The organism is Paenibacillus puerhi (assembly GCF_009846885.1).
Classification (GTDB): domain Bacteria; phylum Bacillota; class Bacilli; order Paenibacillales; family NBRC-103111; genus Paenibacillus_G; species Paenibacillus_G puerhi.
Genome location: NZ_WUWM01000040.1, coordinates 18,077 through 30,952, shown reverse-complemented (window position 1 = coordinate 30,952; position 12,876 = coordinate 18,077). Strand labels below are relative to the sequence as shown.

Below are 12,876 nucleotides of genomic sequence, written 5' to 3'. Positions count from 1 at the left end.
CCTAGGCCGGCTTGGCCGGTTGAAGACTGACCTGACCGTGACCGCACGGCAGGGCAGAACGACGAATGGGGGCGTGGGACAGGTGCGAGTGTTGGTAGTAGGCGGCGGCGGCCGGGAGCATGCGATATGCTGGGCGTTGAAGAAAAGCCCGAAAGTAAGTGAACTGTATTGTGCGCCAGGTAATGGCGGGATCGCTGCGGTAGCCGAATGTGTGCCGATCTCTGTGGACAAATTCGCGGAGATCGCCCAGTTTGCGCTGGATCAATCGATCGATCTGGTTGTGATCGGACCGGACGATCCGCTGGCTGCAGGCATTGTCGACCATCTGGAAGGCAAAGGCCTGACCGTATACGGACCTCGGCAAAATGCGGCGATTATCGAGGGAAGCAAGGTATTCACCAAGCAGCTGCTCAAAAAGTACAACATACCGACAGCCGCCTATGAGTCCTTCGACGCCTATGAGCCGGCACGCGCCTATCTCGATCAGCTGCGTGCGCCTTATGTGATCAAGGCGGATGGCCTCGCCGCAGGCAAGGGCGTTATTATCGCCCAAACGCTGGAAGAGGCTGACAAGGCGCTGCAGGAAATTATGGTAGCCAAAGTATTCGGCGAGTCGGGGAATCAAGTTGTGATCGAAGAGTTCCTGACCGGTCAGGAAATGTCTATTCTGGCGTTCGTGGACGGCGAGGTCGTCCGTCCGATGTCGCCGGCGCAGGATCATAAGGCGGTCTATGACGGGGATCAAGGCCCGAACACCGGTGGCATGGGCACCTATTCGCCGCTGCCGCATATCTCGCAGGCGGTCATCGACGAGGCGATCGAGACGATTGTGAAGCCGACGGCGAAAGCGATGGTCGCCGAAGGCCGTCCGTTCCGCGGGGTGCTGTTCGCGGGTCTGATGCTGACGCCGGACGGACCGAAGACGATCGAGTTCAACGCGCGCTTCGGAGATCCGGAGACGCAGGTCGTGCTGCCCCGGTTGAAAACGGATCTGCTCGATATTTTCCTGGCCAGTCTGAACGGACGGCTGGATCAAATGGAGATCGAGTGGAGCGATGAGGCGGCGGTTTGCGTCATCCTCGCTTCGCCGGGATATCCCGCCTCCTACCCGAAGGGTTTGCCGATCGAGGGGATCGACCGGGTAGAGGACGCCCTGGTGTTCCACGCGGGGACGGCATTGAATGGAGACGGCAAGCTGGTCACCAGCGGAGGCCGCGTGATCGGCGTGACCGGACTCGGCGCGGATATTGCCGAGGCGCGTCAGAAGGCTTATGCGGCGGCGGACCGCATCTATTTCGAAGGCAAGCATGCGCGCACCGATATTGCCAAGCGTGCGCTTGTCTAACTAAAACGAAAAAAAGCTGTACCCGGACAAGTAGAGGTTACTTGTCCGGGGCAGCTTTTTTTGTGCGATAATGTGTGATTACCCGGTTACCGGCTGTTCCATCTGTTTCTCCTGCAGCGCTCCGGCCAGCGGCTGCTTGCCTTTGCCGAAGGGCACGACCAGGGGGGTGCCGAACAGCGGGTCCTCGATCAGCCGGCATTCCAGATCGAATACATCGCGGATCAGCTGTTCGTTGATGATCTCCGTGGGCCGTCCTTGGGCATATACTTTGCTGCTCCGGATAGCGACGACGTTGTGGGCGTACCGGCAAGCCAGGTTAATATCATGAAGCACCATAACGATGGTGCGCTGCTCCTGCTCGTTGAGCTCGTGAAGCAGGTCCAGCACCTCGATCTGATGCGCCAGATCCAGATAGGTCGTCGGTTCGTCCAATAGGATGGTCGGCGTTCCCTGCGCCAGGGTCATGGCGATCCAGGCGCGCTGGCGCTGACCGCCGGACAGGGAGTCGACGCTTCGGCCCGCGAGTTCCTCCATATGAGTCAGCTCTAGGGCGCGCCGTACGACACGCTCGTCTTCCTCCGACCACTGCTGCAGCCAATTTTGGTAAGGATATCGGCCCTGCTTGACGAGCTGCAGCACGGAAAGTCCTTCCGGAGCGGAAGGACCTTGAGGAAGGATGGCCATCCGGCGGGCGACCTCCTTGGTCCCGAGCGTGGCGATATCGCTGCCGTCCAGCACGACCTGGCCCTTCTGCGGCTTGAGCAGGCGGGCGAGCGAGCGCAGGAGGGTAGACTTTCCGCAGCCGTTCCCCCCGATAAACACAGTGACCTGCCCTTTGGGCAAAGACAGATTAAGCCCCTGGAAGATCGTCGTGTCCCCGTAGCTGAGGCAGAGGTCATGGGATTGTATAGCGGTCACTAGGGATCGTCTCCTTAAGAGTGGTTTCGAGTAAAAGCCGGGTTTACCGGTTACGGCTGCGATAGAGCAGGTATACGAATAGGGGCGCTCCGACCGCAGCGGTGAATACGCCTGCGGGAATATCGAGCGGAGGCACCAGGGTGCGCCCGGCCAGATCGGCCAGCAGCAGCAGGATCGCGCCGATCAGCGCGGACACCGGCAGCAGCGCTCCGAAGCTCGGTCCCACCAGGCGTCGTCCCATATGCGGGGCCATCAATCCGATGAAGCTGATCGCGCCGCCGAAGGCGACGGCCGCGCCTCCCAGCGCAACGCTCAGCAGAATCAGGATGAAGCGCTGGCGCTGCACGGCGCTTCCTACGCTGCGGGCGACATCGTCTCCGAGCCCCTGCACGTTCACATGGCGCGAGTAGATAAGCAGCAGCGGAAGCAATACGACCACCCACGGAAGGAGAGGCTGCACCGCTTTTTCCCAGGAGGTACCATAGATGCTCCCCGTCATAAAGGTAAGCGATTGATTCGCCAAAATAATCGGCCCCATAATCATCATCATGTACGACAAGGAATTCATAGCGGCGGTCAGCGATATCCCGATCAGTACGAGTCTGAGCGGGGAGGCGCCCTTCTTCCAGGCCAGCGCATAGATCAACAGGGTGGCGGCCAAAGCGCCGACGATGGCGAACGGAGGCAGCCAATGAATGCTGAGCTTGCCGGAGAAAAAGAAGAAGAAGGATACCGCGCCTAACACACCGCCGCCGGTAATACCGACATTATCGGGCGAAGTCAGCGGATTGCGCACGACTCCCTGGAGAATCGCGCCGGCTACGGCCAGCGATCCGCCGATGAGGACCGCGATCACAATCCGCGGCAAACGAAGCGAGCGGATAATCATCTCGTTCGTATCCGAGCCATAGCCGAATACGGACCGGATGACTTCCAAAGGCGAGATATACAGGCTGCCGAACCCCGTGCAGATGATCATAGCGGCGAGGAGAGCCGCCGTCAGCAGCAAGGATACCCTGAGGGCCTTTCTGCTGATCAGAACGGAAAACAGGCGGTTGCGTATGATCATATCAGGCAAGCGAGATCTGCTCATCCGAGTTGGCCTCCCTTGCGCGCGATATAAACGACGAACGGCACGCCCATCAGCACAGTCGTGACGCCGACATGCACCTCGGTAGGCATGGCGATAAATCTCGCTCCGACATCGGCGGCTACGAGCAGCAGCGCTCCAAAGACGGCGCAATAGGGAATGACCCACCGGTGATCGATCCCGACCAAAAAACGGACCACATGCGGAATGATGACCCCGATAAACAGAATGGGGCCCGCTACCGCCACCGAGCCTCCTGCAAGCAGGACGATGACGACAGCGGCTGCGGCCTTGACGATAACCGTGCGCTGGCCAAGTCCCTTGGCGACATCATCGCCCATCGACAGCACATTCATATGCGGCGCCAGCAGCAAGGCTCCCAGGAAGGCAACGGCCATGTACGGAAGCACAGCCGTCAGCATCTCCATCGTACGTCCCGACACGGACCCGACCAGCCAAAACAGCACCTGGTCGAACGCCTTCCCGTCAGCAAGCAAGATGCCTTGCGTCAGGGAGGCGAAGAAGGCGGAGAGGGCTGATCCGGCTAGCGTAATCTTGATCGGAGTAAGACCGTCCCGGCCTATCGAGCCGAGAAAGTAAACCGCTCCTGCACTGACGGCCGCCCCGATGAACGCAACCCAGGTGAAGGCGGTCAAGCCGCTGATCTGCAGGAAGGCGACCGAACAGACGATGGCGAAGGATGCCCCTGCATTCACTCCGAACAAGCTGGGGGAGGCGAGCGGGTTGCGGGTTACTGCCTGCATGAGCGCGCCCGCTATGGCCAGACTGCCGCCTACGATGGCAGCTATGAGCGTACGAGGGACGCGTGACGTACGGATAATCAGATGGTCGTTCGCCTCGGTGTAAGCCGTGAAGGAGGACAGGATGCGCTCCCACGAATAGGTGTTGACACCGTACTTGACACTGGCGAGCATGGCCAGAGCAAGCAGAATAAGGCCCGCAAGCAGGCCGGTCAAGCGAAGTGCGGCGTTGGGTAAAAGATTCTGCATAAAGCCCCGTCCTGTTCTATACATGGCATTAACTTAGTTCTTTCATTTATAACTGCAATAGTTAACGTAATTAAAGTTCCTAGTTTATTGTAGGAGAACCTCTATCATAAGTCAATGAATGTGAGAATCATTATCAGATTTTTGTTGACAGCGGCGTGAACAGCCATTACGATAAATAGGGTTCAAAGTGATAACTATTATCATTATCAGCTGAAGGAAAAGATATGAAACTGGAGGAATCTTACATCATGGCTTTTATTCGTAATATCAAGTCCACCGCTATACTTGCCGTCATCCTTACGTTCGCTCTCGCGATCAGCGCTTGCGGATCGAAGCCGGCCGGTTCGGCCGATACATCTGGAGGGGCAGCCGGGAACAAGTCTGAAACGCCAGCTTCCACGGCAGCTCCTCATATCGTTAAGCATGCGATGGGCGAAACGGAAGTTCCGGCCGCGCCCAAACGCGTCGTGATCCTGACGAACGAAGGTACGGAAGCGCTGCTGTCTTTGGGCGTCAAGCCGGTGGGCGCGGTGAAGTCCTTTACGGGAAATCCATGGTATGACCATATTAAAGCCGACATGGAAGGCGTGACGGTGCTCGGGGAAGAAAGCCAGCCGAATCTGGAGCAGATCGCGGCCTTGAAGCCGGATCTGATCATCGGCAACAAGATGCGTCAGGAAAAAGTGTATGATCAGCTCAAGGCGATCGCGCCGACCGTGTTCTCGGAGACGCTGCGCGGCGAGTGGAAGAACAACTACATGCTGTATGCGGAAGCGCTGGGCAAAAAAGAAGAAGGCCAGAAGGTGATCGCTGCCTTTGACAGCCGGATCGAGGACTTCAAAGGAAAAGCAGGCGACAAGCTGCAGCAGAAAGTATCGGTTGTGCGCTTTATGGCAGGCAAGACCCGTATTTATTTGGCCGATACGTTTACCGGCATTATCTTCAAGCAGATCGGCATCGCTCGTCCTGAAGTGAAGTCCAAGGATACTTTCGCGGAGGAGATCACGAAGGAACGTCTGCCTGAAGCCGATGGCGATATGATTCTGTATTTCACCTACGAAACGGGTGACGGCAAAGGCAGTCAGCAGGAGAAGGATTGGCTGAACGATCCCCTGTGGAAAAACTTGAACGCCGTGAAGAACAACAAGGTACACCGCGTGAATGATGTCATCTGGAATACGGCAGGCGGCGTCAAGGCGGCAAACCTGATGCTTGACGAGCTTTACACCATTTATGAGATTAAATCTTAATCCGATTAGCGATTAATGGCTGGAAATAAAAGGCCGCTCTTCCTCAAGGGGAAGGGCGGTCTTTTGGCGTTTGCGGCTAGGACTGCCTGCCGCTGCATGCGCTGGGCTATGAACGGGCGCAGGAAATCTACGATGTCGTGGCCGAATTATGGGACAATTGGGCGGGTGATGCGCTCGGCGGAAGAAAGAACGTTGGACTTCAAAAGAGAGGAAACCGGAACTCAATGTCATTAAGTTAGGGCACAGAGTCAAAATAAAGAAAAAGAGCAGGTTATCGAAAGATAGCCGCTCTTTTTTTGCACGAAAATGAAAAATAGGACTTGACAAGAAGGTGGAAGTGTGTAGCGTGGCCCCTAGAAAAAACGAGGAGGTTTCGCCAATGAATGAGTACGCGAAATCGCTAAAACAAACGCTGATATCCCTCATACGAGAAATGGCAGCCGCACCAGCGCCTTATGTCAAAAACCCTGAAAAAGATTTTTTCCGAAAGAAGAAGCTGCCCTTTGAAACGGTTATGCAGCTCTTGATCTCAATGGGCGGCAACAGCCTATATAAGGAACTCTTGGAATCGCAGGGCTATGACGTTAACACCGCAACGACGTCTGCTTTTGTTCAGCAGAGGAATAAAGCCGGTTTCTTTCGAACCCCCATGCATGGACGACCTTTGGCAAGAACCGCGTCGCTCGCCTTCAGCAAGATGAACTCACCCGGCTTGAGGATGGTGATGTAATTAATCTGGACGACACTCACCTCGCTCATCCTTACGCCAAACAACTTCCGTTTCTGGCGTGGCTGTTCGATTCCTCAAAGAAAGCCTATGTATGGGCGATGAATGTGGTTGTGATTCAAGCGGTGCTGAAAAGTGGCCTGGAATATCCCTTGTTTTATCGCGTGTGGCATCAACCTGCAATCAAGGGTGAAGGTCTTACGAAAATCGATTTCGCCAAACAAATGCTTCTTATGCTGCGAGAATCCACGGCCTGCAGGCTATGGGTCGCCATGGATCGCAGGTATTTATGTAAAGAGTTTTTCGCGTTTCTGGAAGTACATGGCTTTGATTGGGTGACCAAGGCCAAGCGCAATACGGCCTTATTCCGCAAGGTGATCGAGCCACTGACGGGTAGAGAACGATACGTGCCCCTCACGCCGGTTATGCTGATCCGTGAAGTGTTCACAACCCTAACTCGCGGTGCGTCCCAGGGTCTGGTGTCGATGGCGATTCCCGACATCTATATGAAACAGCGATATGTCCAGGTGGCTGCTGTAGCTGTCATGCGGTTGAAAGATAACGAAGAGTGCGATTTGAACGCGTCTGAGGACGAAGCTCCGGCTACCTACAGAGGAGCGTATTTACTCATTAGCAACCGCTTTGACGCTCCCGAAGAAGCCTTGCAAACTTACGTGAAGCGTTGGCGGATCGAGGTGTTTTTTCGAACAGCTAAACAAGAACTGGCTTTTGAAAGCTGCCATTCCGAATCCGAGACGCATCACCATGCGCATTTCGAATTGCTTTTCACAGCGGAGACACTTCTGGCGGTTGCTCTATTTGAATTGAACAAAGAAAAAACGAGTGATGATGGAGGCTACACCCACGGCGAAATGGTTCGCGGCCTCTTCCACACTCGTTGCCAGGTTCGCGCGGTCAACCACAAGGGCAACCGACGAATCTCCATTGATTGTGACACAAATGTACGGAAGTTTGCAAGACTTATTGAATTATTTTGGCCTGAGCACTACCTCATGCTTCTTTGGATTACACCTAGACCAGATATTTACCAGTGTTTACCTCGAAGTGCATATGTCATGTTTTATTTACTCTATTTACAAAATTATACAAACAACATATGATTAGATCTTTACGTTATTAGATATATACAGAAGTTGTTCTTGAAGGGAGTTATTACAATTGTTATCATCACGAACTAATACAGTATCTTCACCGGCTACAGGAGCAGGCAGTACAGTATCAGGATTAGTTAGACTGTTAAGACCTAAACAATGGACCAAAAATCTGTTGTTATTTGCAGCATTACTATTCTCTTTTGAGGAGATTCGGACTGAAACCATACTAGCGACATTGCTTGGTTTTATTCTATTTAGCCTCGTCGCAGGCTGTGTTTATATTTTGAGGTACTTTATTAACAAGCGTGTTCCGGACATGGAGGAATTATCGTGGGGGAGATAAAGTCGCGACATACAGGTAAATGGCTGATGTTGGTCTCTGCTTTTCTGACAGCAACGGGTCAATTGTTCTGGAAATGGGGACTAACGGAGTGGATCTACCTAGGCATTGGTTTTCTTTGCTATGGACTTGGAGCGATTCTGATGATCAAAGCTTTTGCTCTGGAAAAACTCTCGGTTGCTTATCCGCTGATGTGTGCCAGCTACGTGTTTGCCTTAATCTATGGATATTTTTTGCTTGGGGAAGAAATTACGGTGCAGAAGCTGGCTGCGGTTGTGCTGCTTGGAATCGGGGTGACATTAACCAGTGTTGATCGATAGCTGGATGGTTGCCGTTTTAATTCTCATGACATTGTGTGGAGCAATAGGCGGGGCAGGATTGAAAGCTTATGCGACAAGTCGCAATCGTCTGCATGTGCTCATGGGACTCGGATTTTACGGAATTGGTGCGTTACTGAACATTGTGTTGTTGAAGTTTCTTCCATTAACCGTCGTACTGCCTGCCAACGCATTAACGTATGTCTGGACCCTCATCATTGCGAGATTGTTATTTAAGGAGACAGTGGGCCCTTTACGCTGGACAGGTGTGGCATGTATGATGGGCGGGCTATGTTTATTGGTGTTCTAGAACTTATTCGAAACTGGATGTGAAAGTATGAAATTTTTAGATTACTTATTTTACAATCGTAGAAACAACTGGACAGCTTTTTTTCTGTTTGCGGGGTTCGCTCTGTTCTATGGTTTAATGAACGGCTCGTATGTTCTGTATATTGAAAATCATGCAGAGATGCTGGGGGCGTATACCCCATTTAATACGACTTTATTTCCAATCAATCTATTCAACTTTGATCCTTCGATGTATTACGGGGAAAACAGTTCCTCGGTGATTCATCCGCTAATTTCCTTTCTATCAGTCATACTTGCGGCTGTAGCGAAGGTAATTGGAGGTAATTGGTTCTTTCTAGTCCTGCAATCTGTGGTTAATGCAGGTTCGGTTATGTTAGTATTTCTGTTTTTAAGTCAAATAGAAGGGAAATCAACCATCACACCGTCGTTGCTCGGCTTACTATTTGGTTTCAGTTCCTACTTGATGTATACCGCATTGATCCCGGACTCGTATCCTTATGTACAATTCGTTATCCTGCTCTCTGTGGTTTACATGCAGTATACTCGTGAGCGTCAGGACGTACGTTATGTACCCAATGCATTGCTTGCATCGATTAACTTCGGACTAACCTCGACCAATATCGTACCGTTTGCTGCTGCCACATTCTTCAACATGAATGCATGGCGCAATAAGGCGAGTTGGAAGAAATATATTGGCATCATGGTGCTAGCAGTTCTGATCATTGTCATGTTTACCGGCATTCAGTATGTTGCATTTGGAGGTCGCAGCTGGGTTAGTAACTGGCTGTTGGGCATTCAAAATGGAGGAACCAGCTATGCAACACCATTCCAATTCGCAGTTCACTGGAAAGCATTGACGCAGTTAGCCATCAATCCGATGTTGTCTCCGAAGGTGCATTTATTGGACCCGGGTATGGTCGCCTTTGTTACGGATCTGTCCGTTTCCAATCCAATCTATGTGCAGGTTACAGGTATCTTCATTTTACTGCTGGCACTCATAGGATTCATCAAGGGCATTCGTGAACGTGAAGTGTGGACCCTCGTTCCCCATATTTTGTTTGCCTTCTTACTTCACGTTGTCGTGGGCTTCGGTCTTGCTGCGTTTCAATACGATATGTACCTGTATGCAGGACATTATCTGTTTGCAATCTTCCTGTTGGGTGGAGGTTTCGTAATTCGTATCCGTCGGGGCTTGGGTAAAAAAGTGCTAATCGGTTTGCTTATGTTATCCGTGCTAGTTACCGCAGGAAATAATATATATCGTCATATTGAGACCTTATCCACGATTAAGCAGTCCTATGAACAGTTGGAGCAGAATCGTAATGCTGTATGCGGAAGCGCTGGGCAAAAAAGAAGAAGGTCAGAAGGTGATCGCTGCCTTTGACAGCCGGATCGAGGACTTCAAAGGAAAAGCAGGCGACAAGCTGCAGCAGAAAGTATCGGTCGTGCGCTTTATGGCAGGCAAGACCCGTATTTATTTGGCCGATACGTTTACCGGCATTATCTTCAAGCAGATCGGGATCGCTCGTCCTGTGGTGAAGTCCAAGGATACTTTCGCGGAGGAGATCACGAAGGAACGTCTGCCTGAAGCCGATGGGGACATGATTCTGTATTTCACCTACGAAACGGGTGACGGCAAAGGCAGTCAGCAGGAGAAGGATTGGCTGAACGATCCTCTGTGGAAAAACCTGAATGCCGTGAAGAACAACAAGGTGCACCGCGTGAATGATGTCATCTGGAATACGGCAGGCGGCGTCAAGGCAGCAAACCTGATGCTTGACGAGCTGTACACCATTTATGAGATTAAACCTTAATCTGATTAGCGATTAATGGCTGGAAATAAAAGGCCGCTCTTCCTCAAGGGGAAGGGCGGCCTTTTGGCGTTTGCGGCTAGGACTGGAGGCCCAGCGCCCGCGCAGAGTTGACTAGTCGTGTGGAAAGGCTCCAAGGCCAGAGCCTTTGCCGTCACTCTCTGGCCGGTTTGCTGAAATCTACAGCTGTTCCCGAAGCCACTCTCCATCGAAGGGCTGGTCGACGGGAAGCGGCAGCTTGAGAGCCTTGGCGGCTTGCTGCAAGTAATCGGAGGCGTAGCGGATGTCGCCCTCCATCCCCCCGATATGGCCTTCCGCATAGCTATTTTCCCGGTACAGCCGCTCCAGGGTTTGGAGGTCCTTGCTGTACAGCGCGGCATCCCAGCGGACCTGTTCCATGATACGGGCCACAACGGACGCGGGCAATCCCTTGATGCGGGCTATCAGCTTGGCGGCTCTTGCGGGTTCCTCCCGCATCAGAAGATGAACGCGAAGATGCGCCTTCAAGTAAGCGACCACCTGGGGCCGATGATGAAGGGCCCAGCTTTCATCGACGATGAGCCCGGTTAGATAATCGCCCCCTATGCCTTCGGGGAACAGTACCTGGCCCGTGCCATGCTGTCGGACGAGACTGAGGTAGGGCTCCGTCAGCACGCAGCCGTCGACCTGCCGCTCTACGAGGGCGGCCATGCTCTCGTTCATTTCCCTGTGCTCCAGCTGCCCGCTTCCGCCTCCGAGCTCCTGCAGCAGCCTGGAGATGCGCCTGCTCCCGCTGGACTGAGCTACGCTGTAAAGCTTTAGACCGGTTAGCTGGGAGGCGCCGCGAAGGGTCAGCCCTCTGCGAAGCACCAGGGAGATGCCCTGACCGCCGGCCGTCTTCCCGTCGAAGGCGAGCAGCAGCGGACGAAAGTCCGGCAGCAGGCGGCTGAGTCCGAAGCCGAGTGCCATGGGATAATCGCCCAGCGACGCGAGCTGAATTGAACCGCCGATCAAGCCCTTCAGCAGAACCGGGCCGTTAGCCGTCGAATCCAGCCAGCGCACCTGCACGGCGGGAGAGCCGGTCAGCTTGGCCAGTTCTTCCTCGAACCAGCCCAGCTCCTTCATCAGCAGGGCGGTCCAGGTATGCGCCGCTCCGCTTTGGTAGCCGACGGTAATCGTCTCCGCCTCCGGACGGAGAGAGCCGATCGACCCGGACGATGACCGGATATGGGAATAGGGCACGCCGGAAGCGTGATATTTGACCCACCTCTCCAGTTCAGCGGGATCAATCCAGATTTCTTTGCCGATTTTGATATAGGGAAGCTGCTTCATTCTGCGCCATCGGTCGAAGGTAGAGCGGCTGACGCCCAGGCGGTGCATCGCATCATGCAGCGTTAAATAATCGGCACGTTGGTTCGACATGGATTTATACGCCTCCTTATTCGGCTAAGTCAGAATGGTCAATCCTAGTCATTCATGGTCAGTTGTGGTCACTTTCATTGACGCTTCCAATATAAGGTAGTACATTCCATTATAGAACTTGAATTCGAGTAAGTCTATGGGAATTATAAGGATTTGACATTAAGCAGAGAGCAGGAGGTTATCGAATGAGTATTTCTACACGCACCTTGACAAGCTCGACGCTGGCGGTTGTGCTGGCATCCACGCTCTTGCTCTCGGCATGCGGCACGAAGCCGGAAGGGACAGCCAGCGCTGCGGGAGACGGGGCTCCCGAGGTGACGGAGCTGCGCTATCAGGGCTCGGTAGGCGCCGTTACGTTTCCCGAGCTGGCCGAGGATCTCGGGTATTTGGCCCCGCTTAAGCTGAAGTACATCGGCAATACGATCAGCGGCCCGCAGGATATCCAGTCCGTCGTCACGGGCGATACGGATTTCGGCGGAGCTTTTAACGGAGCGATCGTCAAGCTGCTTGCGGCCAAGGCTCCGATCAAGCCGGTGATTGCTTACTACGGAGTCGACAAGAATACGTGGACCGGCTACTACGTGCTGGAGAACAGCCCGATCAAGACGGCTCGGGATCTGATCGGCAAGAAGATAGCCGTCAATACGCTGGGAGCCCATCATGAATTTGTCATTCGCGAGCATCTTCGCAGGGAGGGCCTGACGAAGGAGGAGATCGACAAGGTTACGCTGGTCGTCGTGCCTCCGGTGACAGGAGAGCAGACGCTGCGTGCGGAGCAGATCGATGCGGCCACCTTGGGCGGGGTGCTCCGGGATAAGGCGCTGGAGCGGGGAGGCATCCGTCCCTTGTTCCGGGATATCGACGTATTCGGAGAATTCAGCGCGGGGAGCTATGTACTGACCGAGAAGTTTATCAAGTCGAACCCTCAAGCGGCGCGCCTGTTCGTCGAAGCTACGGCCAAGGCGATCGAATGGGCCCGCACCACACCGCGGGATGAGGTTGTGGCCCGGTACGAGAAGATCATCAACGAGCGTGGACGAAAGGAGGATACGTCTACCGTGAAATTTTGGCAGAGCACCGGAGTGGCCGGACAGGGTGGTTTGATCTCCGACAAGGAATTCCAGGTGTGGATCGACTGGCTGGAGAGCGAGGGTACCCTGAAGAAAGGGCAGCTGAAGCTGGACGGCTTGTATACCAACGCATTCAACCCTTACGCGAAGAAGTGAGAAGGCAATCAGGGAGG

At 53.8% G+C, this 12,876-nt stretch carries 11 protein-coding genes and 1 pseudogene; 8 read left to right on the top strand and 4 right to left on the bottom strand.

Going from position 1 to position 12,876, the window contains the following annotated elements:
* Positions 1-82 precede the first annotated feature (82 nt).
* Positions 83-1,345: a phosphoribosylamine--glycine ligase gene (gene purD / locus GSF01_RS26085; protein ID WP_159888216.1), complete on the top strand. Its 1,263-nt coding sequence runs from the start codon at positions 83-85 to the stop codon at positions 1,343-1,345.
* A 78-nt stretch (positions 1,346-1,423) separates the two neighbouring features.
* Here the strand turns inward: purD and GSF01_RS26080 are convergent, their stop codons facing one another.
* Genes GSF01_RS26080 through GSF01_RS26070 form a run of 3 tightly spaced genes read right to left on the bottom strand, consistent with a single transcriptional unit; the run spans position 1,424 to position 4,363 of the window.
* Entirely contained in the window at positions 1,424-2,263 is an 840-nt protein-coding gene (locus GSF01_RS26080) for an ABC transporter ATP-binding protein (RefSeq protein ID WP_159888194.1), read from the bottom strand.
* 43 nt (positions 2,264-2,306) lie between these two features.
* Positions 2,307-3,356, bottom strand: a complete 1,050-nt coding sequence (locus GSF01_RS26075) for a FecCD family ABC transporter permease (RefSeq protein WP_159888193.1) — start codon at positions 3,354-3,356, stop codon at positions 2,307-2,309.
* Positions 3,353-4,363 (bottom strand): FecCD family ABC transporter permease, encoded by a 1,011-nt coding sequence (locus GSF01_RS26070; protein ID WP_159888192.1) that lies wholly within the window; start codon positions 4,361-4,363, stop codon positions 3,353-3,355. Before GSF01_RS26070 ends, GSF01_RS26075 begins: the two co-directional genes overlap by 4 nt.
* 248 nt (positions 4,364-4,611) lie before the next feature.
* On the opposite strand from GSF01_RS26070, the gene GSF01_RS26065 reads away from it, so the two are divergent.
* The 6 genes and pseudogenes from GSF01_RS26065 to GSF01_RS26035 form a co-directional block, all read left to right on the top strand.
* Entirely contained in the window at positions 4,612-5,613 is a 1,002-nt protein-coding gene (locus tag GSF01_RS26065; RefSeq protein WP_159888191.1) for an ABC transporter substrate-binding protein, read from the top strand.
* 379 nt (positions 5,614-5,992) lie between these two features.
* Positions 5,993-6,343: a hypothetical protein gene (locus tag GSF01_RS26060; RefSeq protein WP_159888190.1), complete on the top strand. Its 351-nt coding sequence runs from the start codon at positions 5,993-5,995 to the stop codon at positions 6,341-6,343.
* 98 nt (positions 6,344-6,441) lie between these two features.
* On the top strand, positions 6,442-7,461 hold the full coding sequence (locus GSF01_RS26055) for a transposase (RefSeq protein WP_235941745.1): 1,020 nt from the start codon (positions 6,442-6,444) through the stop codon (positions 7,459-7,461).
* Between the two features lie 363 nt (positions 7,462-7,824).
* Positions 7,825-8,115: an EamA family transporter gene (locus GSF01_RS26050; RefSeq protein WP_090810048.1), complete on the top strand. Its 291-nt coding sequence runs from the start codon at positions 7,825-7,827 to the stop codon at positions 8,113-8,115.
* 334 nt (positions 8,116-8,449) lie between these two features.
* Positions 8,450-9,805 (top strand): DUF6080 domain-containing protein, encoded by a 1,356-nt coding sequence (locus tag GSF01_RS26040; RefSeq protein WP_159888188.1) that lies wholly within the window; start codon positions 8,450-8,452, stop codon positions 9,803-9,805.
* Positions 9,744-10,235 (top strand): annotated as a pseudogene (locus tag GSF01_RS26035) (ABC transporter substrate-binding protein); the annotation flags it as partial. The gene GSF01_RS26040 and the pseudogene GSF01_RS26035, both read left to right, overlap by 62 nt.
* Positions 10,236-10,412: 177 nt before the next feature.
* Here the strand turns inward: GSF01_RS26035 and GSF01_RS26030 are convergent.
* Positions 10,413-11,633 (bottom strand): helix-turn-helix domain-containing protein, encoded by a 1,221-nt coding sequence (locus GSF01_RS26030; protein ID WP_159888186.1) that lies wholly within the window; start codon positions 11,631-11,633, stop codon positions 10,413-10,415.
* Between the two features lie 185 nt (positions 11,634-11,818).
* On the opposite strand from GSF01_RS26030, the gene GSF01_RS26025 reads away from it, so the two are divergent.
* Positions 11,819-12,859, top strand: coding sequence for an ABC transporter substrate-binding protein (locus GSF01_RS26025; protein WP_159888185.1), 1,041 nt, complete (start codon positions 11,819-11,821; stop codon positions 12,857-12,859).
* Positions 12,860-12,876: the final 17 nt, after the last annotated feature.